Origin of the sequence: Sphingobacterium sp. FBM7-1, from assembly GCF_020687765.1 — a bacterium.
Taxonomy (GTDB): Bacteria; Bacteroidota; Bacteroidia; order Sphingobacteriales; family Sphingobacteriaceae; genus Sphingobacterium.
In genome coordinates, this window is the sequence record NZ_JAJEWJ010000001.1 from 231,884 (window position 1) to 258,522 (window position 26,639).

A 26,639-nucleotide genomic window follows, 5' to 3' on the forward strand; every position below is an offset into this window, starting at 1 on the left:
AAAGTAAGGATTAAATTTTGAAAGGCTTTAACGAACCCCTCAAAAAAACTATCTTTGTGCCTAAAATAAAGATTCAATAATGACTATTTCCTATAATTGGCTTAAAAATTATATAAACACAGATAAAACGCCGGAAGAGCTTTCTTTGATTTTAACGGATATCGGATTAGAAGTGGAGTTATTAGAGACGGTACAGTCCATTCCCGGCGGTTTGGAAGGGCTCGTTGTAGGGGAGGTGAAGACATGTGCCCAACACCCCAATGCCGATAAACTAAAAGTTACGACGGTGGACGTAGGTCGGCCGGAGTTACTGCATATTGTATGCGGTGCACCCAACGTACGGGAAGGGCTGAAAGTGATTGTAGCTACGGTGGGTACGCAGTGCCACCCAACCACGGGAGAACCTTTTAAAATTACGAAATCTAAAATTCGGGGCGAAGTGTCCGAAGGTATGCTATGCGGAGAAGACGAAATCGGTTTAGGAAGTTCTCATGCCGGAATCGTAGAGCTGCGTGCGGATGCCGTTGTGGGCTCCCGTGTAAAAGACTATTTTAACCTACAAGATGATTTCCGATATGAAATTGGACTGACGCCTAACCGCGCCGATGCGGCGTCTCATCTCGGTGTAGCCCGTGATTTGGCAGCCTATTTCCGTAAACCTTATACCTTGACGGACGTTTCCGCTTTCCAAGAAGGAAAAGAAACAGGCATACGGGTAGATGTAGAAGCGGTGGCGGCCGCCCCGCGTTACGCAGGTGTAACTATTTCCGGCATTACGGTTACAGAATCTCCCGATTGGCTAAAAGAAAAATTAAATGTTATTGGTATCCGTCCGATTAATAATATCGTAGACATCACCAATTATATATTACACGATTTAGGGCAGCCGCTACATGCGTTTGACGCAGCGAAAATTGCCGGCAACCAAGTCGTCGTGCGGTATGCGAATGAAAATGAACCTTTCGTAACCTTGGATGCTATAGAGAGAAAACTATCCACAGAGGATTTAGTGATTGCTGATGCCGAGAAACCAATGTGCATTGCCGGTGTTTTCGGAGGAGTACATTCTGGCGTGAGCGAGACTACCACCAGCATTTTTTTAGAATCTGCTTATTTTGATGCCGTTTCGGTACGTAAAACTTCGAAACGTCATAGTTTAAAAACAGATGCTTCTTTCCGTTTTGAGCGGGGTACGGACCCTAACATGCCTTTGTATGCTTTGAAAAAAGCTGCCTTGATGATTCAGGAGATAGCCGGGGGAGAGATCATCTCTTCAGTAACGGACAACTACCCGAATCCAGTTTCACCATTTGTATTCCCGGTACATTATGGTCGGGTACGCCAATTAATTGGTGCGGACATACCCAACGAAGAAATAAAAGCCATTATTGAGGCATTGGGGATTGGTATTTCGGAAGAAAAAGGCGAAGAAATCACCGTTAGCGTACCCGCGTTTAAAGTGGACGTTACACGTGAAGTGGATATTATCGAAGAGGTGCTGCGCATCTACGGTTATAACAATATCGAACTAAAACCACAGATCCAATCGTCGTTGAACACAACGGAAAAACCAGATAAAGAAGTGGTGTTAAACCAAGTTGCAGATTTATTGATCGGAAATGGTTATCGTGAGATATTGAACAATTCCCTAACGAAATTATCGTTTGTCGAAGATGAACAAACAGCGGTCCGTTTAGTTAACCCATTGAGCTCGGATTTAGATACCATGCGTCAAAATCTGTTGTTCTCGGCATTGACGACCGTAGCCCACAATCAAAAGCGTAAAAATCCGAATGCGAAATATTTTGAATATGGTAAAACGTATTTCAAAACCGAGGAGGGGTATCAAGAGCGGCAGAACCTATCGTTGTGTATAGCCGGCGATCAAATAGAAGAGCATTGGAGTTCAAAGAGCAAAAAGACGAATTTTTATCATTTGAAAGCGGCTGTTGATACGCTTATCAAGCGGTTAAATATTCCTGGTTTGCAAGTACAGGAAGCTGATGGGCTCTATTTTGATTATGGCTTAAACTACCTGAAAGGACAGAAAACATTGGTGACACTGGGTAGCGTTTCGGCGGATAACCTTAAAAAAGCCGATGTGGATGGGAAAGTTTATTTCGCCCAATTTGATTGGGATCTTGTTATAAAAGTAATACGTAAAAATACCATTAAATATAAAGAGGTTGCAAAATTCCCTGCGGTACGACGCGATTTGTCTTTGTTAGTCAGTGATGACACGACTTTCGAAGAACTTAAACGAATCGCACAAAAAACGGAACGCAAGCTGTTAAAAGATGTCCAAATCTTTGATGTATACAAAGGATCTGGACTTCCCGAAGGAAAGAAATCCTATGCGCTCAATTTTACTCTACAAGACGAAGAAAAAACGTTAAATGACAAACAAATTGACGCTATTATTAAAAAATTAATGCTTAACTTTGAACAAGAGATTGGTGCAGTCGTGCGCTAATTCGATTGGTTTAACAATTAATTGCGAGAAGATTATATGGCCAAATTATCTACACAAATGAGTGTCATCGTCGAGAGGACGAAGAATCTTATTCAATTGTGCGAGGCCCTGCAGGAAGAAAATGATTTGCTAAAGTTAGAGGTGCAATCTTTACAGGTGGCGTTTCAGACAAGTACGGATAAAGTACAACAGTTAGAGGAAAAGGTTAAGGCTTTGGCAGTTGCAAAAACATTGGATGAATCGGCAGGCGATAAAGAAGCCATAAATGAAAAAATACTTGACACAAAGCAAAAAATTAACGATTTTGTGCGAGAAATAGACAGATGTATAGGCTTACTGAAGTAGAAGGAGGGGTGAACGCGAAAGCCTGTTACGTTATTTAAGCTCAAAAAAAATGGGAGAAATTTCCATAAAAATAAATATCGCAGATCGTGTTTATCCATTACGGGTAGATACGGCGGAGGAAGAGGTGATTAGACACGCTGCGAAATTAATTAATGAAAAAGTAAAGGAATTGCAGGAGAACTATGCAGTTCGTGATAAGCAGGACTTGTTGTCCATGTGCGTCCTCCAATATGCTACTGGCATGATAAAGGCGGAACGCAATGCACAACAGCATGAGGAAGGATTGGAAGAACAGGTGCACGAATTGGATAAGGTATTAACGGATTTCTTTAGTAAATAATTATATCGTTCTTTATTTAAGAGCTTATAACGACGAATTTGCCGCAATTAAATTCGGGTTGTCACTATTTTAAACTTAACGCTTCAATATCACGAGCGAAAACAAGATGTAGACCATTTTGCGAAAGCCATCTAGGTCATGATCAATTGCTCAAATCATGTGTAATCGAAGTTTAATAATACATGGGACCTGTTACATTTAATTGCGGTTTTTTTTTAAATAGTGATCAGTAACCAGTGGTTAGTTCCTAGTCACGAGTAACAAATCGCGAACCCAGACGAGCTTAACGAAGTTAACCGGGCTTGCGAATTTAACGAAGTTAATCATACATAATAAATAAATATATCATAAATAAACAATGGATTTAATTACTATTATTTCGATTATAATTTCGCTTATCATAGGTGTCGTTATTGGTCGTTTTTTGTTGCAAGGGGTCTTCAAAAAACAAGAACAAGCGGCTCGGGAAAAGGCGGAAAGTATTATTAAAGAGGCTGAAAAACAGGCTGAACATCACAAAAAACAGCGTAATCTAGAAGCAAAAGAGAAGTTCTTGCAGCTGAAAGCGGAACATGAGAGAGAAGTTAGCCAACGCAACAGTACGGTGGCGCAAAAAGAGAATACGATTCGACAGAAAGAGCAATCGCTGAATCAAAAGCTGGAAAGCATCAATCGTGAAAAGCAAGAGTTGGACAATAGAAATAAAAAGCTGGATCATCTGATTGAACTTAACGAGCGGAAATCAGAAGAAGTAGATCAACTGAAGAACCAGCACATCAAACAATTGGAAACAATTGCCGGCCTGTCTGCTCAAGAAGCCAGAGAGCAATTGGTCAACTCGCTACGCGAGGAAGCACGGTCGCAAGCTATTATGCAAATCAAAGATGTTGTGGATGAAGCGAAGTTAACCGCTTCTAAAGAAGCAAAGAAAGTCGTTATCCAGACCATTCAACGTACAGCAACAGAATCGGCTATCGAAAATACGGTATCTATTTTCAATATTGAAAATGATGAAATAAAAGGGCGTATCATTGGTCGTGAAGGACGGAATATCCGTGCTTTGGAAGCGGCAACAGGCGTGGAGATTATCGTAGACGATACTCCGGAAGCGATTATATTATCTGGATTCGATCCGGTACGCCGGGAGATTGCCCGTTTGTCTTTACACAGACTGGTAACGGATGGTCGTATACACCCGGCACGTATTGAAGAGGTGGTGGCGAAGACACGTACGCAGATTGAGGATGAGATCGTTGAAATAGGGGAGCGTACGGTAATTGATTTAGGAATTCACGGTTTGCACCCTGAGTTGGTGCGTATGGTCGGTCGTATGCGCTATCGTTCTTCTTATGGACAAAATTTATTACAGCACTCCCGCGAAGTTGCCAATTTTGCGGCGACGATGGCGGCAGAACTTGGCTTAAACGTAAAACACGCGAAACGGGCAGGTCTTCTGCACGATATCGGAAAAGTGCCTGACGACAATCCGGAATTGCCACACGCTATTTTGGGTATGCAATTGGCCGAAAAGTATAAAGAACATCCCGAAGTTTGCAATGCTATTGGTGCACACCACGATGAAATAGAAATGACTTCGTTGATTTCGCCTGTTGTTCAGGCATGTGATGCGATTTCGGGTGCGCGTCCTGGTGCACGTCGCGAAGTGGTAGAAAGCTATATTAAGCGTTTGAAAGAACTAGAAGAGCTTGCTCTATCTTATCCTGGAGTGGAAAAAACATTCGCTATTCAAGCAGGCCGTGAATTGCGCGTCGTGGTCGAATCAGAGAAAGTTTCGGATGCGCAGGCAGAGATTCTAGCAGCGGATATATCAAACCGTATCCAGACGGAGATGACGTATCCGGGACAGATCAAAGTAACCGTTATTCGGGAAACGAGATCGGTTTCATACGCGAAATAAAAGTGAAATCTTAGATTAGAATTGATAACATTAAATAAAAAAAGCTGCCTTTGGCAGCTTTTTTTATTTCTATCCTGCTCGATGAAGCGAGCGGATTGAGTTTCTAATTCAATGTACCCAAGCTATCTAAGTCGGTATCATGCTGCGCGAGCAAACTTTGATCGGTAGTACGTACAATTTGGGTAGCCGCCATATATTCAGGATTGTCGGCATAGATATACAAGAGTGTACCGTTCTTGATGGTATTGATAATCGGTTTATTCAACTCGCGGGGCAATGCAGGGCAGCCATAGCTTCGCCCTAGCCGACCCGTAGATTTGATAAATGATTCGCTGCAGTAATCTGCACCGTGAATCACTACTGCGCGTGCTTTTGCTTGATCATTAATACCTTTCTCAAGGCCATTAAGGACCAAAGAATAGCCATTTCCACCTTGATAAGTGCCCTCTGTTTCGTAAAACCCTAATGAGCTCTGGTAAGAACCGTGGCGGTTTGAAAAGGAGCGCGCATACTTATCACCAGAATTTCGTCCATGTGATACAATCGTATGGTACAATACCTTTTCGTCTTTCATATCCAACACAACCATTCTTTTTTCGGTTGATGGTAACGTGAAGTCGATAACCGTCAAGATATGATCTTGTCGGGGCTGCAGTGTTCGATAACCCTGCATGGCCTGTTCAAAAGCATCGTACTGCAGGACCAACTCCAAGTTCATTTTACGATACAACAGCCGGGTTTCATCAATTTTAGGAAATACTTCCTTTCTTAATACAAGATTATCTAATTTTTCTGTGGCGGGATGTTCTGTTTGCTTAGTCGGTATATAACTCACTAAAAACAACGTCACCAGCATCAATATTAAACTACGCATAGCTAAAAACATTTAATCCAGCTGCAAAGGTAGTATTAATTTGATTCTCAAAATGTTAAAATAATGTAAACATCAATCAATCACAATCACCAACGCGTTAAAAGTCTTCGCCCAATCGTATACAAACTTGGCATGTGAGGAGGCATTGCGCACACACATGTGCGACCGCGGAACCGTCCCCAATGACCAACTGTGTTCAATGATGGGCGCATCCACCCGCTGTGTCGGTACCCCGTGTATGTAGGCACCGTTAGTAAAGCGGCTGGCATAAGGTGCATAACCTTGAATGGTGTTGGTACCATCTTTCAAATAATACATTTTTGCTTTCTTTTCCTGAATAACGAATATACCTAAAGGCGTCTCATGCGCATACGGAGGTTTATGAACGCCCGAAGTGGCAGGATTCATACTTCGGATTACCCAGGTGCAATCGCCGGTACGTTCCGCTGTCAGAATATTCTGATGGGTTACGTCCACAAAAGCTATACGGTGAAAGGTTACGCTGTCGCCTATGGGTTTTATATAACGTTTAGGAACGTCCCACGTCCCTTCAAATGATACACCTTCTACCGTCACCATAACGAGCGTATCGCTACTCCGTAGTTTCGCCAGCGCTCCATCTCGGCCATAAATAGTCGGCGCCTCTGTCTCGCCAACGACATATAGCGGAGCCGCTTGATAACGTTCTGTACCTAATGAATCAGAAATTAGTTTGTATTCATTGCGGTGATAACTCTTTACTAGGGGCGCTTCCCGGTTTTTATTTTTCCGGTTTTGCAAAATCGCATAAGAAGCAGGTGTGCGCTGAAAATTTTCGACGTAAGCCAATTTCTCCTTAATCTTGTCCAACTGAAATTGACGCGTCGTATCCTTATAAGGGTAAGTTTCTTCCAATGTATGCTTATCGTAAGAAAAATCTTTCGACAATTTGATATCATCTGCTGTTCTCGGTCTTTTTCGTTCCTTTTCTTCGGCTTTCCGAATCATCTCTAACGAGTCCGCTTTTCGTTGTGCCAACGGATCAGTTGTTTCTATTTGTTGGTTGCGGTTGCAGGACCACATGGTCGTCGCAAAAATTAAAAATGATAACGTAAAATATACTCTCATGTATTGAGTTAACTGTTTACTGATAAGTGTCTGCTCCAAAGATATGAAACCTACTTGAACTACTATTCCGAGAAATATATAAATAATTCATTAAGCTTCTTTGCCAATTGCTTACACAAATTATACCAACAATATTTATCTTCGTATTTATTCTTTTTTCATTTAATGGTTTATCTCTCATTAGCCATAAGAAAGAAAAATAAATGAAAATTATTGGCATTCCATTTTGAATTCCCTTTATTTGCAGAAATCATTCAACATAAATGGCAAAAAATTTACTGATTGTAGAGTCACCTGCGAAGGCAAAAACGATAGAAGGATATTTAGGAAAAGACTTTCTGGTGAAATCCAGTTATGGTCATATCCGAGATTTGGTGAAGACAGATGATGCGATAGACGTAGCGAATAACTTTGAACAAAAATATGAAGTTCCTTCCGATAAGAAGGCCGTTGTCAGTGAATTAAAGAAATTAGCCAAAGCGGCAGAGACCGTTTGGTTAGCTTCCGATGAAGACCGGGAGGGAGAGGCTATTTCGTGGCATTTATACGAAACACTCGCGTTGAATGAGGATAAAACAAAACGTATAGTTTTCCATGAAATAACCAAACCTGCGATTATACGTGCTATTGAAGAGCCGCGCAAGATAGACTATAATTTGGTCAATGCACAGCAAGCTCGCCGCGTGCTGGATCGCTTGGTCGGTTTTGAACTGTCGCCCGTGTTATGGAAGAAAGTGAAGCCATCGTTATCTGCTGGCCGCGTACAGTCTGTTGCAGTAAGGCTCATCGTAGAACGTGAACGCGAAATCAATAAATTTAATGCAGAAGCCAGCTTTAAGATTGTCGCGCAATTTACTACTGGAAAAGGAAAAGAACAATTTAAAGCCGAGCTGCCGCAACGTTTTGAGCAAAAAAGCGATGCGGAATCCTTTTTACGCGATAGTATTGAAGCAGCATTTACGGTTAGTTCCCTCGAAAAGAAACCTGCAAAACGTTCACCCGCTGCGCCGTTTACCACGTCGACATTACAACAGGAAGCCAGTAGAAAGCTGGGTTTCTCAGTAGCAAGGACGATGCAGGTAGCACAGCGGTTATATGAAGCTGGGCGTATTACCTATATGCGTACCGACTCGGTGAACTTGAGTGATACGGCGATTCAGGCGGCAGAGCAAGAAATTGTCAACGCTTATGGTGAAAAATACCATAAGTTACGTCGTTATAAAACCAAATCCACAGGAGCACAAGAAGCGCATGAGGCTATACGGCCCACCTATTTTTCGCAGCATACGATTGAGGGGGACCCCGCAGAACGACGCTTATATGAATTGATCTGGAAGCGTGCCATCGCGTCCCAGATGAGTGAGGCAGAGTTTGAGAAAACTACGGCTAAAATAGCCGTATCGACTCGGAAAGAAGAGTTGGTCGCTACCGGCGAAGTGATGCGATTTGATGGCTTTCTGAAAGTCTATATGGAATCTACGGATGAAGAATCCGATCATACAGTGGAACAAAGCGGCGAAAACACGCTGTTACCTCCATTGGAGAAAAATCAAAGCTTAAGCTTAAAGTCCATGCAGGCTACGGAACGGTTTTCTCGTCCACCTGCCCGTTATACGGAAGCTTCTTTAGTTAAGAAACTAGAAGAATTGGGTATCGGCCGTCCGTCTACCTATGCACCTACGATCTCGACGATACAAAACCGGGGTTATGTCATCAAAGAAGATCGCGACGGGAGAGAAAGACAGTATACCGTATTACAGATTGCAGATGATAAAGTCGTAGAAGAAAGAAAAACAGAAATTACGGGCGCGGAACGGTCGAAAATGTTTCCTACTGATATCGGTGTGTTGGTAAACGATTTTTTGGTAGAACATTTTCGGGATATCATCGATTATAATTTTACCGCCAAAGTAGAGAAAGAATTTGACGAAATCGCCCAGGGCGGTAAAGATTGGACGATCATGCTGAAGGACTTTTACGGACCTTTCCATAAAGGCATTCAAGACACCTTGGAGCATGCTGATCGCGCGAGCCATGAACGGCATCTGGGAACTGATCCCGCAACAGGAAAACCTGTGAGCGTTCGGGTGGGGCGTTTTGGACCATTGGTACAAATCGGTTCGGCTGACGATGAAGAAAAGCCACGTTTTGCTTCGTTACGCAAAGGCCAGATGATCGAAACCATCACGTTTGAAGAAGCTATGGATCTGTTCAAGCTTCCTAAAAAGGTGGGCCTATTCGAAGAAAAAGAGATGACCGTTGCTATCGGCCGATTCGGTCCCTATATCCGACATGCAAGTGCATTTTATTCCCTACCAAAGGGAATGGATCCTATGGATGTGACCGAAGAAGAAGCTATTCAAATTATTCAGGAAAAGCGGCAAAAAGATAAAGAGAAGGTTATTCGGGTATTCTCCGAAAATCCAGATGCTCAAATCGAAAACGGACGATGGGGACCTTTTATTCGCTTTGGTAAGCAGAACGTTAAAATACCAAAAGGCACTGACATAGACAAAATAAGCTATGAAGATGTGCTGAAATGGGCGGAAGCGGATCCAAAAGGCAAAGCTAAAGCTGCCGCTAAAACGGCTACAGCTAAAAAGACAACAAAGAAAGCAAGCACAGGAAAATCAAAGAAATAAAGGGGAATGAAGAAAGATCTGCCCGAAAATATTGTAGAAGATATTTCCATTGCAATAGTGCTAGAAAATGCCACACCTTCAGACAAAGTCTGGAATGTATATTTAATTAATGAAAAAAAACTCCCATTGATCAATGTTATCGTATCATCCAAAGGGTATGGTGAAAAGGATGGTGTCGAGGTGAAGACCACGGTACTGCGGCATTTTTTAGGCGATATCGAAGCCAATACATCTCGGAAAATAGAAGCAATTGACCCACAGGTTTTTGGTCTGACTAACGAATACTGGTTGAGCTATTATATAGATAAGACGATCTATGATAAGAAATATATCTTCCTACCTGAAAGTATCGTAGACGAAAATCTGATTAAAGTTCCGTTAGTAAATAAGGCCGGCATCATAATAGGAGGAAGCAAATAATGAAACGAGAGAATTTTATCATCGCGATTGATGGGTTTTCATCGTGTGGAAAAAGTACCGTGGCGAAAGCCGTGGCAAAGGAACTCCAGTTTGTATTCATAGACAGCGGTGCCATGTACCGCGCCGTAACCTTATATTTTTTACGGAATCAAGTAGATCTGGGGAATACAAAAGATATTGAAAATGCCTTGGCACATATACATATTGATTTCCTGCCCGAAGCCGATAAAGTACGTGTGTTGCTGAACGATGAAGACGTATCGGAAGAGATCCGGATGATGCGTATTTCGGAAAAAGTAAGTGAAGTGAGTGCTCTTAAAGCCGTTCGGCAGGCATTGGTCAAGCAACAACAAGACCTAGGCAAGCGTCGAAATATCGTTATGGACGGAAGAGATATTGGTACCACCGTATTTCCAGATGCAGACTTGAAAATATTTATGACGGCCAGTACCGATGTTCGCGCAGAGAGACGATTGGCCGAACTCCTGCATAAAGGCGAATCCGTAACGATCGAGGAAGTAAAGCAAAATTTAGCCCATCGGGATTATATCGATAGTACGCGCGAAGAAAGTCCGCTACGGCAAGCAGAAGACGCTTTGGTTATTGACAATACCCATTTAACACCGGCAGAACAACTCCAGATCGTATTATCGGAATATGCAAAAAGAGCCGGGGAGCGCTAAAACGCTCCCGGATCATCTCCTTCCTGTAATACCAGCGTCGCCGTGTTGGTATGCATGCGGAGCCGATTACTCATACTGGACTTGAATAGCCTTTCCAAGAGGCTTTTATTTCGCTTCACTACGCAAAGCAGATCCACCCGATGCTGTTCAATATATTTATTTAACGTTTGCTCGATGGATTGGTCTAAATCCAATAATACAAATTCCAGATTATCGTGCGAAAACATTCTTTGCCAACGGTCAGTCATCGCAATAATATCGGTGTTCCTTTCCTTTAAAACATGCGCACACTTGACCTTCACACCAAACTTATCCGCGATTTCCATGATCTGACGTAAAGCAGCTTCATCCTTTTCCCGGAAAAGCGTCGTGAACAAAATTTCTTTAATTCCCCCGTAATTCGCATCCTTTGGAACCGATAATACCGGTACCTTCACCCCCCGTATAACCCCTAAGGTGTTTGAGCCAAAAATCTTATCAATGACCCCATCTGCCCGGTTTGTACCCATCACCACCAGATGAATACCTTCGTTTTCAATAATACGTTGGGCATTTGCTACGACCGTACCTTCTTCGAAAAGAAAGGTTAGCGGCACGTTCGATAAATTGTAATCCGCGGCCATCTTATGCAGCTCCGTGGTATGCTTTTTAAAATTCTCGAACTGGTGTAATTCATAATTCTCATATACTTCGGGGACAAGCTCGGGCTGTCCGGCATGAGTAGCCGATAATACAGGCTGCATATACGTGTTAACCACATATAAGCCGGCATCCATCTCCTTCGCTAAATGCATAGCATATACAAACGCGTTGTTTGCGGCGTGGGAGAAATCTGTGGGGAATAATATCTTTCTCATAACTCTAAGTTTTATATTATATAGCAAGTTAGCGTATTTCCTCCATTTTTACAAGGAAGATGATACGAAATAATCTGCGATTTTCGGGCGGCAGATGAATCCAATAAGGCGGAATACCCTTGTCTTGTAAAAGCAGTATATATACCTTTTTCTCCCGCTGTAGCATTTCGAGATTAAGTCACGTTTAGATAAAAAATAAAGGTATATGGCAACATGTGAACGCGCTGTTCAGGTAAATGAGAATTAATTCGTTAAATTGGCATTCCGGAACAGACGGTTTTAAGTGAAAATTGTTCAACAATATTGGAAGAAGGCACGTCCATTGACCTTACGTGAGGCTCTGGAAGACTGTTTTGTGGATCAAAGTGAGCGTGGAAAATCGTTTGTATACAAAAAATATTACGGATATGTCATGGCGGTCGTCCTGCGTTATATAACGATAGAGATAGAAGCCGAAGAAGCCGTTAACGAAAGCTTCGTGAAAGCATTCAGAAAAATTGGATCTTTTGAAATGCATGCCGAGGAAGAAGCGTTGGAGAAGACTTTTCGTTCGTGGTTGGCCCGGATCGCTGTAAATACGTCTATTGATATGTTGCGCGCGCGAAAACCCACAAGCTTTCTAGAAGAAACCTCGGCCGAAGATATACAAGTACATACGGTGGTGATGACGGATCGGTTGGGGGTAGAAGACATCCTGAAGCTGCTGACGCGCTTGCCCGATATTCAACGTTCAATTTTTAACTTGTTTGAAATTGAGGGGTATTCACACGAAGAAATAGGCAGCATGCTAAACATTCCCGAAAGTACGTCCAGAACATACCTCACGCGGGCTAAACAGCGTCTGCGAAAATTATATATAGAAGAATTTAGTGTTTCGCAAAATATACACTTATAAAGGCGAAAGAAAATGAAAGAGCGTAATAAGGAACTGATAGAGCTTATTAAAGAAGAGCTTAAAAATGCGGAGGAACTCCCTTATAAAGAGGGTGCTTGGGAGGCTTATAAATCCAGATATGAACCTGTTCGAAAAGGGAAATATAGGGCGCTTTCTTGGGTAGCAGCCGCTGCTATTGCATTAGCGGGTTTTACGTTCCTATTCCTTAATCCGGTGGATTCGCCGGATACTGTTACGGTCGTGGAATCGCAGCAGCAGCGCTTGCCGTTAAATCAGCCTACCGCTCCGACTACGGTAGAATCCGAAGATGAAGCGTTGCGAACAGCAGCAAATGCCGATCTGAGGGTGTCTATGAACGAAAGTATTCCAAAGAGCCCATTGTCTGTCGCGGCGATACCGGATAGGGGAGCACTAGAGCGCGTCCACTTGCCTGCGGCCAACGAGGCACCCTGGCGGAGCCAAACATTCGATGTAGCAGCTATCCCAGCACCAGAGCGGCTGTCTGTTCCAGTGCGAGAAAAACCACTTGCCACCTTTTCATGGGATGATGATTTGATACCTGGTGAACAAATAAATCCTAATTTTGCTTATCAAAGCGAGGCAGCTCGTCAGGTATCACCCAAAAAAGTACGTCTTACCGATCGGTTGGAACTCGGGGCCTTTGTAAGTCCTTCCACAACCGATCGGAGTTTTGATCTTGGTGGCGGACTTGTTTTCGCTTATCGATTTAATGATAAGCTCGCTCTGCGCACCGGTGCATCCTTTAATCAATACGAAGTCGCGATGCTGCAATCGCAGGTGCGGCAAATAGGAGAGGAAATGAAACAAGCTTCGGCCCCGATAAAGAATACGGACAAACTGATTTCCAAAGAGGCCTCTTCCTTACGGACCAATAGCTTCTTTATGCCCAATTTAAACGCGGTTACAGGCAAGGTACAGACCCTAGATATCCCTTTAGAAATACGATATAATCTCACGAAAGAGTTTTATGCAACAGGAGGGGTTTCCTATGCCGCGGTTTTGTTTCAAGAGCGTTTTGATCATTATGAAGAATCTGCTGGTATACCAACCTATTCCAGCGCTTCCGACTCACCAGAACCTGTCGAGAATCCGGTGACCACGATAAGTACTACCCAAGCAAGTGCTTATGAAAACATCGATAATGGTTTTGGCGGATTTGTGAACTTTTCCATCGGCCGACGTGTAAACATGGGAAAAACCTTAAAAGTTTCGATCGAGCCGTTCGTAAAACTGCCGGTAGGTCAATTTAAACGCGCCGATATGAATTACACTAACGGGGGCATACGTATTATGACCAGTTTTTAAAGCAGGGAGACGAATCCCCCGCTATATTTGGTCAATACGCACCCAACCCATGCCAGCGGCAATAGCGCCCTGTACACCCGGGTCACCATCTTCAAAAACTAGACAGTCTTCTGGCGCGACGCCGAGTTGCTCAGCAGCCAACAGAAAAGGCTGTGGAGAAGGTTTACCTTCTGGTGTTTCGCCAGCGCATACCAAGGTTTCGAATTTTCCCGTCACTTTAATGACATCAAGCGTAATAGATACCGTAGCGCGTGATCCCCCAGAAACAATGCCGATTTTCTTTTTACCTACGTGTTCTAAGAGGTGCTGCAGTACGTAGTCTATCGGTTCCGTTTGTTGGATAAACTCGTCTACGAAAATTCCAGATTTAGTTCGGGCGAAAGCCAAAACATCAATATCGCGTTCGTATCGACGGCCAATTTCCGCTGCAACGTCAACCGTAGGCCAACCCGCAAGTTCTTGTACGATATCGTCGTTTAAATTATCGATCCCATGCACCGCTGCCGCGGCTACATATGCCGCTTTATGAGCAGCCATATTATTCGCAAGCGTTCCGTCTACATCGTATAAGAGCGCTTTATAAGGTTTCGATTTTTCTAATAAAATTTCGAATTTTTTCAGTGACTCAGCATTCATGCCGCAAAAATACATAAAAATGTGATAGCGACACTATTTAATGGCTTTCCTCCGGGCTTTCTCCTTCATGATCAGACTCAGCTCTCGGTTTGTCTGACTACCTACCGAAGTATTCTCCTGTGCCCGACGGAACAGATAGGGCATCACGGCTTTTACTGGGCCATAAGGCATATATTTAGCCACATTAAAACCTGCCTCCGCAAGATTAAAAGAAAGATTGTCGGACATACCCAACAATTGCGAAAAGAAGACATGCGGGTTTTTCGGAGAAATACCCCGTTGCACGATTTCTTGCGCTAACTGAGCGGTGCTGTCTTCGTTATGGGTGCCAGCTACCAGACCTATACGATTAATATGGTTTAGACAGAATGTGATAGCCTGGTTATAATCCAGGTCACAAGCTTCTTTATTAGGTTGAATAGGTGAAGGATAGCCTTTTTCTGCGGCGCGCTGCCGTTCGATTTCCATGTAAGCACCCCGAACAATCTTCGCACCCAGATAAAAGTTTTGTGTCTGCGCATAGGCAAAGTCAGCTTGTAACGATGCAAGCTTATCGTGACGGTATAGCTGGTACGTGTTGTATACAATAACCCCCTCTTTATTATACTTTTCCATCATCTCCCGAGCGATATCGTCAATCGTATCCTGTACCCAAGAATGTTCTGCATCGATCAGTACCGGCTGTCCAGCTGCAAAGCAAGCTTCACAAATGCGGTCTATACGGTCGTAAATCCGGCCAAACTCGGCTTTTTCTGCGGCGGACAAACTTTCTTTAGCATCCATTTTTGCCAGCAGGTCAAACCGACCTAATCCACTTGGTTTAAAAACACAAAACGAAGTATGATCGTTTCCGCGGGCATATTGCACCGTTCGCAAGATTTCTGCACAGTTCGCATCGAAGCTTCCCTCAGCAGCCTTCCCCTCCACGGAGTAATCCAAAATGGTCGTTACCTTGGAGCGCTTTAGCTCCTTCATCGCCGGTTCACAATCCTCGATAGATTCCCCACCACAAAACTGCTTGTAAATGGTGTTGCGAATAATTCCTTCCAGCGGAAGACCGATTCTTAAACCAAAATTTGTTAATGGTGTACCGATTTTGATGAGCGTATTGCTTGATACAAGCTTAAAAAGCCAGTAGGCTTTTTCCAAATCCATATCCGATTTATTTCGAAAAGCAATTTCCGTATTATTAAAATCTAATTGTTCCAAATGCGTGGCACCTATCATGAGCGTAAAATAATAATGGTCAAAATTAAATAATTATTTCCAGCTATTCGTTTCTTTTCGGTAGCCGACAAGGCCGGATCGTTAACGGGAATTATCCTTTTTTTTACCGATATTATGATGGCTTGTGTAGCGATAGTGTATCTTTACAAAAACATACGTTTTAATAGAGAAAAATAACCATGCAAACATTTTCATTAAAGGGAGAGTATATCCAGTTGATACAGTTGTTAAAGGTCATGAATTGGGTCGAACACGGTGCTATGGCCCAGTTCGTGGTCGAAGAAGGCTTAGTTAAATATAACGGGCAGGTAGATTTTAGGAAAAGATTGAAAGTAAAAGTCGGAGACATCGTTGAATTTGATGGACAGCAAGTAAAAATTGTTTAATTTAGTACGCTTATATTTCAAACATCGCAATACATGACAAAACAAATCGCCAGTCTTGGTTATAACGTATTCTTCGAAGACAACTTAGAATCTTTAGCGTCGTTCATTACCGCGCGCAACTATTCCCAGATTTTGGTATTGGTGGATCGGAATACCAACGATCATTGTTTACCCATCTTACAAGCTGCCCTTTCCGAAATAACGGATTACGATATCATTGAAGTCGACCCGGGAGAAGAAAACAAAAATATTGATTTCTGTATTGGCGTTTGGAAAACGATGTTGGATTTCGGTGCAGACCGAAAAGCACTGATGATCAATCTGGGCGGAGGAGTGGTTACCGATATGGGTGGATTCGCAGCCTCTACCTATAAGCGGGGGATAGATTTTATCCAGATTCCGACAACCCTGCTCTCCCAAGTAGACGCCTCCGTTGGCGGTAAGACGGGCATCGATTTGGACAACGTAAAAAATATTATCGGGACTTTTACCCAACCGCAGGCAGTCTTTATCAGCGGAAAATTTCTCGACACATTGGATAAACGGCAGATGCGATCCGGATTTTCCGAAGTCATCAAACACGGATTGATTTACGATAAAGATCTGTTTTACAAGACAAAAATAGTGGATTTAGATCAAGATGATTTAAGTGATATTGTTTTTCGCTCCGTGGAAATTAAAAATGCCGTCATTACCGAAGACCCGACCGAAAAAGGACTCCGGAAAATCTTGAATTTCGGACACACCATCGGGCACGCTATTGAGGGATACTCGCTACTGCATGATACCGATCCGCTATTACACGGAGAAGCCATTGCATTAGGCATGATCTGCGAGGCATATATTGCACACAAAGCAAACGGGCTGTCGGCCGCCGATATGGCAGCGATCGTAGAAGCATTTGACCATCGTTTCGAACGTTATACGTTTTCCGAGGAGATCTATCCCGAACTCATCGCCTTGATGCAAAACGACAAAAAGAACGAGGGCAAAAGATTAGGCTTTGCCTTATTAAGCGAGATCGGAACCTGCGATCATACCCTTTACATCGCCGAAGAATTGATTATCGAAAGCCTGGATTTTTACAGAAACGGAAAAGCATCATGAAACCTATTTTACTCACTATAATGATAACGCTACTTTCGGCACCCACCTTTGTTGGTTACAGCCAAGATCGGGTATTGGTTTTTACAAAAACGGCTGGTTTCCGCCATAAAAGCATTCCGAAAGGAGTAGCGACGGTTACCACATTATTACAAAGAGAAGGTATAAGCGTGGTACACAGTGAAGATTCCCGCTATTTCTGTACGGATAGTTTAAGTCAATTTGGCGCTGTCCTATTCTTAAGCACCACGGGCAATATATTAGATAACGAGCAGAAAGCAGCCTTTCAGCAATTTATCCGATCGGGTAAAGGCTTTGTGGGTATACACGCTGCATCCGATACCGAGTTTGAATGGCCATGGTATGGCGAACTAGTTGGGGGGTATTTTACGCGGCATCCACAGGTGCAAGACGCCAAAATAGACATTGTTGACGGCACACATCCCTCAACCAAACATCTGCCGGCGATTTGGTGGCATAAAGACGAATGGTACGATTTCCGAGACATACAACCTGGTTTGCATATTTTGATGACGCTCGACGAGCAAAGTTATGAAGGCGGAACCATGGGGAAGTTCCACCCCATAGCGTGGTTTCGGGAATTTGATGGTGGGCGGACTTTTTATACCGGACTTGGGCATACCGATGAATCTTTCGATAGCATTCCTTTTCAAAAGCATATTGTGGGTGGTGTAAAGTACGTATTAAAGCATGCAGATGAATAAATGGCTGATTTCCTTTTTTATTTTTCTTTCCATGATGCCCTGTATGGCGCAGGATATGTCTCTTATCAAAAAAGAGTTAGATCAATCAGCTGTACTAAATAATCATGTATTTGGATTTAGCCTATATGATATCGGTCACAACCGATTTTTGCTAGGCCACCAGGAGGATAAGCATTTTACACCCGCCTCCAATACGAAGATATTCACCCTTTTTACCGCACTTCAAAACTTAGGAGACACGATCCCCGCCTTACACTATATCGAAAGGGGGGATTCGTTAATTTTTTGGTCCACGGGCGATCCTACCTTTCTACATCCTAAGTTGGACGTCGGTAAAGCGTACCATTTTTTAGCAAGCTCTGCTAAAAAGCTTTATTATGCGGCGGATGTGGTGGAAACAGAACCGTTTTATCGCATGGGCTGGGCTATGGAAGATTACGATGCGTACTACCAGCCGGAGATCAGTACATTTCCTATCTATGGTAATGTAGCGACCTTTCGAGAAGAAGGGAATAAGCTCAGGATATTTCCGGCGCGATTCCAAACCAGCATAGCTGTCGGCGATACCGGTGGTAACAAATTTGAAGTTCGTCGCAGTTGGACAAGTAACACATTTTTACAGAATGGCCACCGCGTTCCGAAAAATTACGTTACCCAGAAGCCCTTTCGATATACCGATACACTATTTAAAGAATTACTTCAGGATACCTTGCGTAAAGCGATAGAAATCATCTCGTATTCGAAGCCTACTGAAGTAGATACCTTATTTGGTGCAGCTACGCGCGACGTCCTCCGCGAAATGATGTTGGTCAGTGACAATTTTCTCGCCGAACAGCTCTTGATGGTCGTAGCCAACCATCGATACGGCACGTTTAACACCGTCCGTTTACGAAAAGACATGGCTGCCGCATTTCATGCCGCCCTTACCGATCAGATCGATCTGTATGATGGAAGCGGTTTATCGCCCTACAACAAAGTGACCCCACGGAGTATCGTCGAGTTATTACTGATGATAGCGGGCGAAGTTCCCGATGTCCAAGCGTTACGGTACCTATTTGCCGCCGGTGGCAGAGAAGGAACGCTTAAAAATACTTACCAGCTAGATAGGGGCGTGCCCTTTGTATGGGCAAAAACAGGAACGCTAAAGGGTGTGTATTGCCTGAGTGGTTATATCCAGACACGTAGCGGACGCCATTTAGCCTTTTCGTTTCTTCATAACAATTTTGTCGGACCTGCAAGCCCCGTACGACAAGAGGTTGCCCGGATTATCACGGCTATCCGGAAGAATTATTGAGTAAGCAATTCCTATTTTTTACTATCTTCGCTATGATTTATGCGTGTTATTGAAAAAAACAACAAACGCCTGATTCGCTCTTGGTCGATGTTCGACTGGGCGAACTCTGCTTATAACCTCGTTATTACGTCGACTATCTTTCCGGCTTATTATACGGCAATTACCCAGACGCCGGAAAAAGGAGACTTCGTTAACTTTTTTGGATTCGAGATTATCAATACCGCGCTTTCCAATTTCGCTTTGGCTTTTTCCTATCTTTTCATGGCGCTTCTACTGCCTTTTGTTTCCTCTTACGCCGATGTAAGGGGGAAAAAGAAAACCATGATGATGTTCTTTACCTATTTTGGAGCAATAGCCTGTATGGGCTTATTCTTTTTTAAACTCGAAACCCTGGAACTGGGCGTGATATTGTTTGGGTTAGCAGCCATGGGCTATATTGGCGGAGTACTATTTAATAATTCCTATTTACCCGAGATCGCTACCGTCGATAAACAAGATAAAGTGAGTGCACAAGGCTTTGCTTATGGGTACGTTGGCTGTGTAACCCTGCAGATGATTTGCTTGGTTTTTATTTTGCAGCCAGCATGGTTTGGTATTACCGATCCATCCGTTGGTCCGCGATTATCCTTTTTGCTCGTCGGCTTGTGGTGGGCCGGCTTCTCTACGATTCCATTTGTTGCCCTCCCCGGGAATAAAAAATCGGCTGTCAGAGCCTCTAAGAAAATATTCCGTACGGTCATCATCGAGTATCGTATCGTATGGAGGCGCATACGAAAAATGCAACGCATTCGTCGGTTTTTGCCCGCTTATTTCTTTTATGCCGCAGGCGTGCAAACAGTCATGATTGTTGCCGCTGCCTTTGGTGCTAAAGAACTTCAACTGGAAAGTGCTAAATTAATCATTACGATATTGTTAATACAATTGGTTGCCATATTTGGTGCCTTTCTGATGTCTAAACTTTCCGGTGTTTTTGGCAATATAAAAGTTTTGATGCTCGTGATTCTGGTTTGGATGGGAGTCTGCGTCTCCGCGTTTTTCATCCGTACCGAAATGGAGTTTTATATGTTGGCATGTGTAGTAGGTTTAGTAATGGGAGGCATACAGTCGCTTTCGCGTTCAACCTATTCAAAACTACTCCCCGAAAATAGTAAGGATACCGCCTCTTTTTTTAGCTTTTACGATATTACTGAAAAATTGGCCGTTGTACTCGGGCTATTTTCTTTTGGATTAATTGAGCAGTTTACCCATAATATACGCTATTCTGCTCTATTTCTCTCCGTATTTTTTATAATTGGATGTGGTTTGCTCTTTCGCATGCTAAGATTTAATAAGGTGATGACGTTATGAAAGTAGAACTTTTTATACCCTGTTTTGTAGATCAGATTTATCCGGAAACTGCTTTCAGTACAGTGAAATTACTGCAAAAGGCAGGTTGTGAAGTTGTTTACAATCCCAAGCAAACCTGTTGCGGACAACCCGCCTATAACGCAGGGTTTTGGGACGAAGCCAAAACGATAGGTTTGAAATTTCTGGAGGATTTTTCTGAAGACCATTATATTGTGTCGCCGTCGGCTTCTTGTACCGGTATGGTTAAAAATGGATACGACGACTTATTCACCAATTCTACGGTACATAATCGTTGCCGAACCATACAATCGAACATCTACGAACTGAGTGACTTTTTAGTAAATGTGCTCAAAAAAGATTATTTTGGAGCAGAATTAGTAGGTCGGGCCGTGTATCACGATTCGTGTGCAGCCTTAAGGGAATGTAATATTAAAGATGAACCCCGGCAGCTGCTATCCCACGTAGGTGGCCTAGAAGTGGTTCCGATGCGTGACCAGGAAACCTGTTGCGGATTCGGTGGCACTTTTGCCGTAAAATTCGAAGGTATTTCGGCAGCGATGGCCGAACAAAAAGTACAAAATGCCATGGCGGTTAAAGCTGACTATATTATTTCGACAGATAGCTCCTGTCTATTGCAATTACAGGGTTACATTGACAAGCACCAACTTCCCGTCAAAACCAAACACCTTGCGGATGTATTGACTGCCGGATGGGCCAATATTTAAGGTAATGGACAGGCTGGAGAAAGAATAATTACCGGTTGCCGTAATCGATTTTTTACAAAATTAAAAATGGAGATAACCGGAAAAACTGGAATTTTTATTTTCTTTGTAGCAAAGTAGCCAAAATCAATTAGGCAATCGCCTAATAATTTTGTTTTTATGATAATAACTTTGAAGAGATGAATCAACAGAAAGAAGACGGAGTCCTGGTTAATCACCTGGCCGAGCAGGGCATTGATAGTAAAATGGTGATGGGCCATCCCGCAAGTTTATTTGTATTGTTTTTTACAGAAATGTGGGAACGCTTTAGTTACTACGGGATGCGTGCCCTGTTGACCGTATTTCTTATTACAGAAGTAGCCAAAGGAGGATGGGGATGGACAAATGCAGAAGCCATGCAACTTTACGCCTGGTACACCGGATTGGTTTACCTTACACCGTTGATCGGGGGGATGATTGCCGATAAACTTACAGGATACCGTCAGGCGATTACTTTGGGGGCATTGATTATGACCCTAGGGCACCTTTCCATGGCCTTTGAAACCATTACGCCGAACTTTTTTTACGTCGGCTTGGTATTCATGATATTAGGAAACGGTCTGTTCAAACCGAATATTTCCTCTATGGTCGGGCAACTTTATCCAGACACCAGCTCGAAGAAAGATGCCGGATATACCATTTTCTATATGGGCATTAACGCCGGTGCATTTTTAGGCATGTTGCTTTGTGGCTATATCGGTGAGAAAATCGGTTGGCATTACGGTTTCGGTTTAGCGGGTGTATTTATGTTCTTTGGTATGCTACAATTCTTCTTCGCGCAGAAGATTTTCGGTGTGATCGGCGAAAAACCCGATAAAAATCCGCAGCTTGAGGAGCAGGTAAAGCATGCTACCGACGACGATACACCTAAACATGTGGTGCGTGATCGGCTGATTGTAGTAGGGGTACTGATGTTTGCCAGTTTGTTCTTTTTCTTCGCATTCGAGCAGGCAGGCGGGTCGATGTCTATATTTGCCAAAGATTATACCCAACGGGTTTTAGAGGGTAACGCGGGCCTTACTTTTAAGTGGGTCGATGCCGCACTAACGATATTTCCAATTATAATCGTGACTTGGGTACTCTATAGTCTGGCAAAAAAGATTGCTAAAACCTATCCTTTAACGATTTTCTTTACGGCACTATCTTTTGCCATCATTTGGGGCCTCGGTATATGGAAAGTATATCGTGAATTTAGCGCAGAGCAAACCGAAGTAACCGTTTCCTGGTTCCAGATTTTGAATTCCTTCTTTATAATTACCTTAGCTTCTTCCTTCAGTAAAATGTGGGAAAAAGTATGGAATCCTTCCGGACCGGTGAAATTTGCCATGGGGCTACTTTTAGTAGGCATCGGCTTTATTGCTTTGGCCTTCGGTGCAAGCAGTATACCTCAGGGCGCTACAACGGCGTCTGTTAGCATGATTTGGCTTATACTAGCGTATTTTTTCCATACCACAGGCGAATTATGTTTATCGCCTGTAGGCTTGTCTTACGTAAGTAAGCTCTCGCCCAAGAAATTAGCAGGCTTACTCTTCGGACTCTGGTTTACCGCCTCTGCCATTGCCAACTTTATTGCCGGTATGACAGGGTCTTATATTGACAAGATATCACAAACCTATTCGATGTCGGTATTCTTCTATATCATAGCTGCTATTCCGATGCTTGTTGCCGTCTTGTTATTGCTGTTTAATCCGATGTTGAAGAAGATGATGCATGGGATTAACTAATATTTCTTTTTTTTTAAAAAAAAAGAATGAAAAAATCGTCGCTTCGGATATTTGAGATCATGGATTGTACTAAGGATGAGTTTCTACATACCTCAAATATCCGGATGCGACCTTTAATCTTAAGGGGGGATTAGTGCAAATCTTAATATAGTGGATACGGTAGAATCGTTTAGTCTTCAGATATCCGGATGTGACCTTCAAGCTTAAAAGAGGATTAGTGCAAATCTTAAATTTTTATAACAGGTGACCGACAGTTTAGTTATTATTCCGACCTATAACGAAAAGGAAAATATAGCGAAAATCATCCGAAAGGTTTTTTCCTTGGGTGTTCCTTTTGATGTTCTGATCGTTGATGACGGATCACCGGATGGTACTGCGGGTATTGTTAAAGCACTCCAGCAGGAATATCCCGATCGTCTATTTATGGAGGAAAGGACTGGGAAACTGGGGTTGGGAACTGCCTATATTCATGGATTCCGGTGGGCACTGCAACGGCACTATAGCTATGTTTACGAGATGGATGCGGATTTTAGTCACAATCCTGAAGACTTACTTCGCTTACGTCAGGCATGTTTGGAGGGAGCTGATATGGCAATCGGTTCGCGCTATATCAAAGGCGTTAACGTCGTAAACTGGCCCATGAGCCGGGTGCTAATGTCGTATTTTGCCTCCGCGTATGTGCGACTTATTATGCGTATCCCCATTCAAGATGCCACGGCCGGCTTCGTATGCTTTTCACGGAAAGTATTGGAAACGATTCCCTTGGACAACATTAGGTTTATCGGTTACGCTTTCCAGATCGAAATGAAATTTACGGCCATCAAATACGGGTTCAAACTCGTCGAAGTCCCTATTATATTTACCGATCGCACCGAGGGCGTTTCTAAAATGAGTACACACATATTCAGAGAAGCATTTTTCGGCGTTATACAGCTCAAAGTCGAGAGTTGGTTTAAGAAATATAAATAGTTAACTTCGCGTATATATGAATGAGTATCTTGATCCCAATCCAGAAAAGCTAAATCCTGTTGATAGAGATATAGAAAGGGCGTTACGTCCGCAGGTTTTTGAGGATTTTACAGGACAGGCGAAAATTCTAGAAAACCTCTCTATTTTTGTTAAAGCAGCAAAACTGCGTAGCGAAGCCCTAGATCATGTATTGCTGCATGGCCCTCCCGGATTAGGTAAAACCACATTATCACATATTATCGCCAACGAAATGGGCGTGAATATTAAGATTACCTCTGGACCTGTTTTAGATAAACCGGGTGATCTAGCCGGTTTGCTGACGAATCTGGAAGAAGGCGATGTATTATTTATCGACGAAATTCACCGATTAAGCCCGCTAGTTGAAGAATATCTTTACTCCGCTATGGAGGATTTTAAGATTGATATTATGCTGGAAACTGGTCCCAATGCCCGCTCGGTACAAATTTCCTTAAATCCTTTTACCCTTATTGGTGCAACGACCCGATCCGGCTTATTAACGGCGCCTTTACGTGCCCGATTTGGTATTAATTCACGACTTCAGTACTATGACGCTAAGCTGTTGACTACAATAACGTTAAGGTCTGCTCATATTTTAAATACACCGATCACAGAAGAAGGCGCTTATGAGATAGCGCGAAGAAGTCGGGGTACCCCTCGAATCGCTAATGCCTTATTACGCAGAACACGGGATTTTGCGCAAATTAAGGGGAACGGCTCGGTTGATAAAGCTATCGCACAGTACGCGTTGAATGCGTTGAACGTTGACGAAAACGGACTGGACGAAATGGATAATCGGATTCTGACAACAATCATTGATAAATTCAAAGGCGGGCCCGTCGGATTAAAAACAATCGCTACAGCAGTCGGTGAGGATGAAGGAACGATCGAAGAAGTGTACGAACCGTTCTTGATTCAAGAAGGCTATCTCATGCGTACATCCCGGGGCCGCGAATGTACCGAACTGGCCTTTAAACACCTAGGACGAAATACATTCCATAAAGGAAATACCTTGTTTTAAACCATCCTCGTCCAAACCCTTTTAGCTGTGCTGGCCCCTTAAAAACATTATTCACCATAAAACTTAGGATTGAAGTTCACCAAAAATAATTGTTCGGTAGCGCGGGTGATCGCGGTATAGAGCCAGCGCAGAAACTCCGTGTTGAGCATCTCATCGTTTAAATAGCCTTGATCGACAAATACACAAGGCCATTGCCCTCCCTGTGCTTTGTGACAGGTAATGGCATAAGCAAACTTAATCTGTAAAGCATTGTAATAAGGGTCTTTTTTGATAGCCTCTAAGCGATCTTTTCGAGTTGGTATATCCGCATAATCCAAAGCGATCGATTCATATAATTGCTGCTGTTGTTCACGGGGCATGTTAGCCGCATCCACATGTAAGCTATCGAGCAATACCCGGCATACAACCGGTTCCAGCTCATCATCGTCTACAAATTCGAGGGATATATCCGCAAAGCGGAAACCATGTTGATCATGTATGTTACCCACCTTCCGCACTTTTGCCAAATCTCCGTTGGCGATGAAGCCCGTATTTTTCTCGTCGTGTTGCTGTAGCCAATAATAGTTGTTGCGTACGACCATGACGAGGTCGCCACCCGTAATTTCTTCGTCGCGAAAGAGTATTTGATTCCGAATATGCTGGTTATATAAGTTTGCAGATTTATTGGATCGGCAGATAACGATGGTGTTTTCGATGTCAAAACGATCATAGCTATAATGTAAGCCCTCCAGCAGCCGATCACCATTCATCCGGAAAATATCCGTGAATCCCTTGGTATGGAATTGCGGAAATGGTAGACTAGCTTCCTGCTTTTCCAAATCAATATCATCCCGCACTTTGGTTGCATTGTACAATATACCGGAAGCCTTTTGCTGTCGTACCACCTCCCGGAGCTCATAGTGAAAAACCCGTAGGTGATAATTCGCTTCGAGGTAATTCGGATCTAGCGCGGGGCTTTCCAACATGCCCACCGGTGGTAGCTGTGCGGTGTCTCCGACAAACAACAGGCAGCAGTTTTCGCCGGATTGCACATAGCGAATCAAATCGTCCAATAAGCTCCGGGAGAAAAATTGCTCGCCGGAATCGGATATCATAGAAGACTCATCTACAATAAACAAGGTGTTTTCATGTAGATTTTCTGCTAAGGTGAAATCCAGTTCGAGCGTTGCAGCCGTTTTTTTGCGATATATTTTTTTATGGATGGTCAACGCCTTTCTTCCCGAATAGTATCGCATGACTTTGGCGGCACGCCCTGTAGGCGCTAGGAGGACAGATCTTTTCTGTAGCGTGGGTAGCATCTTCACCAATGCACTGATGATCGTTGTCTTCCCCGTACCCGCATATCCCTTTAACAGGAAGCAGGTATCGGTACGAAAAGTAGTCAGGAACTCGTCTAAACGTGAAAAAGCCTCCCGCTGCTGTTCGGTAGGTGGCCATACAAACTGTTGGACAAGCAGGTTCTGGATATGCATGATCAAAGTTATGCAAAAGGTTGGTCATATCGATTTGAAAAGCTAATTTTGTTGAGGGACTGCAACAACCCAGCG

24 protein-coding genes are annotated in these 26,639 nt (G+C 43.2%); 18 read left to right on the forward strand and 6 right to left on the reverse strand.

The features are described 5' to 3' along the window. Positions 1-79: 79 nt before the first annotated feature. The 4 genes from pheT to rny all read left to right on the forward strand — a co-directional run bounded on the left by pheT (position 80) and on the right by rny (position 5,076). The gene (gene pheT / locus LKO28_RS01150) at positions 80-2,473 is read left to right on the forward strand and encodes a phenylalanine--tRNA ligase subunit beta (protein WP_227692678.1); all 2,394 of its coding nucleotides are present in this window, start codon (positions 80-82) and stop codon (positions 2,471-2,473) included. Positions 2,474-2,509: 36 nt separating this feature from the next. Further along, positions 2,510-2,818: a hypothetical protein gene (locus tag LKO28_RS01155; protein ID WP_227692679.1), complete on the forward strand. Its 309-nt coding sequence runs from the start codon at positions 2,510-2,512 to the stop codon at positions 2,816-2,818. 49 nt (positions 2,819-2,867) lie between these two features. Further along, a complete protein-coding gene (locus LKO28_RS01160) occupies positions 2,868-3,158 on the forward strand; it encodes a cell division protein ZapA (protein ID WP_227692680.1) in 291 nt (96 codons plus the stop codon). Between the two features lie 358 nt (positions 3,159-3,516). Beyond that, positions 3,517-5,076 (forward strand): ribonuclease Y, encoded by a 1,560-nt coding sequence (gene rny / locus LKO28_RS01165; RefSeq protein WP_227692681.1) that lies wholly within the window; start codon positions 3,517-3,519, stop codon positions 5,074-5,076. A gap of 103 nt (positions 5,077-5,179) precedes the next feature. Here rny and LKO28_RS01170 read toward each other — a convergent pair whose 3' ends face one another. Then, on the reverse strand, positions 5,180-5,950 hold the full coding sequence (locus LKO28_RS01170; RefSeq protein ID WP_227692682.1) for a murein L,D-transpeptidase catalytic domain family protein: 771 nt from the start codon (positions 5,948-5,950) through the stop codon (positions 5,180-5,182). A 72-nt stretch (positions 5,951-6,022) separates the two neighbouring features. After that, positions 6,023-7,057: a L,D-transpeptidase gene (locus LKO28_RS01175; RefSeq protein ID WP_227692683.1), complete on the reverse strand. Its 1,035-nt coding sequence runs from the start codon at positions 7,055-7,057 to the stop codon at positions 6,023-6,025. A gap of 263 nt (positions 7,058-7,320) precedes the next feature. Here LKO28_RS01175 and topA point away from each other — a divergent pair, with 263 nt between their 5' ends. From topA to cmk, 3 genes are read left to right on the forward strand one after another with little or no spacing between them, the layout of a single operon-like run. Beyond that, entirely contained in the window at positions 7,321-9,699 is a 2,379-nt protein-coding gene (topA, locus tag LKO28_RS01180; RefSeq protein ID WP_227692684.1) for a type I DNA topoisomerase, read from the forward strand. Between the two features lie 6 nt (positions 9,700-9,705). After that, a complete protein-coding gene (locus LKO28_RS01185; protein WP_227692685.1) occupies positions 9,706-10,119 on the forward strand; it encodes a hypothetical protein in 414 nt (137 codons plus the stop codon). Then, the gene (cmk, locus tag LKO28_RS01190; protein ID WP_227692686.1) at positions 10,119-10,802 is read left to right on the forward strand and encodes a (d)CMP kinase; all 684 of its coding nucleotides are present in this window, start codon (positions 10,119-10,121) and stop codon (positions 10,800-10,802) included. The genes LKO28_RS01185 and cmk overlap by 1 nt, the downstream gene beginning before the upstream one ends. Here the strand turns inward: cmk and LKO28_RS01195 are convergent. Next, complete coding sequence (locus LKO28_RS01195) at positions 10,799-11,659, reverse strand: universal stress protein (protein WP_227692687.1); 861 nt, start codon at positions 11,657-11,659, stop codon at positions 10,799-10,801. The genes cmk and LKO28_RS01195 overlap by 4 nt on opposite strands. 283 nt (positions 11,660-11,942) lie before the next feature. Between LKO28_RS01195 and LKO28_RS01200 the strand changes: the two genes are divergently transcribed. Then, positions 11,943-12,554 carry an RNA polymerase sigma factor gene (locus LKO28_RS01200; RefSeq protein ID WP_227692688.1) on the forward strand — a complete coding sequence of 204 codons (612 nt, stop codon included), beginning with the start codon at positions 11,943-11,945 and terminating at the stop codon, positions 12,552-12,554. A 12-nt stretch (positions 12,555-12,566) separates the two neighbouring features. Continuing rightward, the gene (locus tag LKO28_RS01205; protein WP_227692689.1) at positions 12,567-13,880 is read left to right on the forward strand and encodes an outer membrane beta-barrel protein; all 1,314 of its coding nucleotides are present in this window, start codon (positions 12,567-12,569) and stop codon (positions 13,878-13,880) included. Positions 13,881-13,901: 21 nt separating this feature from the next. Here LKO28_RS01205 and LKO28_RS01210 read toward each other — a convergent pair whose 3' ends face one another. Both LKO28_RS01210 and LKO28_RS01215 read right to left on the reverse strand, forming a co-directional pair. Then, positions 13,902-14,516 (reverse strand): HAD family hydrolase, encoded by a 615-nt coding sequence (locus LKO28_RS01210; protein ID WP_227692690.1) that lies wholly within the window; start codon positions 14,514-14,516, stop codon positions 13,902-13,904. A 33-nt stretch (positions 14,517-14,549) separates the two neighbouring features. Next, positions 14,550-15,743, reverse strand: coding sequence for a proline dehydrogenase family protein (locus LKO28_RS01215; RefSeq protein WP_227692691.1), 1,194 nt, complete (start codon positions 15,741-15,743; stop codon positions 14,550-14,552). Positions 15,744-15,922: 179 nt separating this feature from the next. Between LKO28_RS01215 and LKO28_RS01220 the strand changes: the two genes are divergently transcribed. The 9 genes from LKO28_RS01220 to ruvB all read left to right on the forward strand — a co-directional run bounded on the left by LKO28_RS01220 (position 15,923) and on the right by ruvB (position 25,092). Continuing rightward, positions 15,923-16,129 carry an RNA-binding S4 domain-containing protein gene (locus LKO28_RS01220; protein ID WP_227692692.1) on the forward strand — a complete coding sequence of 69 codons (207 nt, stop codon included), beginning with the start codon at positions 15,923-15,925 and terminating at the stop codon, positions 16,127-16,129. Between the two features lie 33 nt (positions 16,130-16,162). Next, the gene (gene aroB, locus LKO28_RS01225; RefSeq protein WP_227692693.1) at positions 16,163-17,236 is read left to right on the forward strand and encodes a 3-dehydroquinate synthase; all 1,074 of its coding nucleotides are present in this window, start codon (positions 16,163-16,165) and stop codon (positions 17,234-17,236) included. A gap of 20 nt (positions 17,237-17,256) precedes the next feature. Continuing rightward, complete coding sequence (locus LKO28_RS01230) at positions 17,257-17,958, forward strand: ThuA domain-containing protein (protein WP_227692694.1); 702 nt, start codon at positions 17,257-17,259, stop codon at positions 17,956-17,958. Continuing rightward, the gene (locus LKO28_RS01235) at positions 17,945-19,252 is read left to right on the forward strand and encodes a D-alanyl-D-alanine carboxypeptidase/D-alanyl-D-alanine-endopeptidase (RefSeq protein ID WP_227692695.1); all 1,308 of its coding nucleotides are present in this window, start codon (positions 17,945-17,947) and stop codon (positions 19,250-19,252) included. The genes LKO28_RS01230 and LKO28_RS01235 overlap by 14 nt, the downstream gene beginning before the upstream one ends. Before the next feature lie 39 nt (positions 19,253-19,291). After that, the gene (locus LKO28_RS01240; RefSeq protein ID WP_227692696.1) at positions 19,292-20,599 is read left to right on the forward strand and encodes an MFS transporter; all 1,308 of its coding nucleotides are present in this window, start codon (positions 19,292-19,294) and stop codon (positions 20,597-20,599) included. After that, the gene (locus tag LKO28_RS01245; protein ID WP_227692697.1) at positions 20,596-21,324 is read left to right on the forward strand and encodes a (Fe-S)-binding protein; all 729 of its coding nucleotides are present in this window, start codon (positions 20,596-20,598) and stop codon (positions 21,322-21,324) included. Before LKO28_RS01240 ends, LKO28_RS01245 begins: the two co-directional genes overlap by 4 nt. 176 nt (positions 21,325-21,500) lie before the next feature. Further along, a complete protein-coding gene (locus LKO28_RS01250) occupies positions 21,501-23,084 on the forward strand; it encodes a peptide MFS transporter (RefSeq protein WP_227692698.1) in 1,584 nt (527 codons plus the stop codon). A gap of 243 nt (positions 23,085-23,327) precedes the next feature. Continuing rightward, a complete protein-coding gene (locus LKO28_RS01255) occupies positions 23,328-24,053 on the forward strand; it encodes a polyprenol monophosphomannose synthase (protein WP_227692699.1) in 726 nt (241 codons plus the stop codon). 16 nt (positions 24,054-24,069) lie between these two features. Continuing rightward, positions 24,070-25,092 (forward strand): Holliday junction branch migration DNA helicase RuvB, encoded by a 1,023-nt coding sequence (gene ruvB / locus LKO28_RS01260; RefSeq protein WP_227692700.1) that lies wholly within the window; start codon positions 24,070-24,072, stop codon positions 25,090-25,092. 47 nt (positions 25,093-25,139) lie between these two features. Here ruvB and LKO28_RS01265 read toward each other — a convergent pair whose 3' ends face one another. Beyond that, complete coding sequence (locus LKO28_RS01265; protein WP_227692701.1) at positions 25,140-26,564, reverse strand: ATP-dependent RecD-like DNA helicase; 1,425 nt, start codon at positions 26,562-26,564, stop codon at positions 25,140-25,142. Between the last annotated feature and the right edge of the window lie 75 nt (positions 26,565-26,639).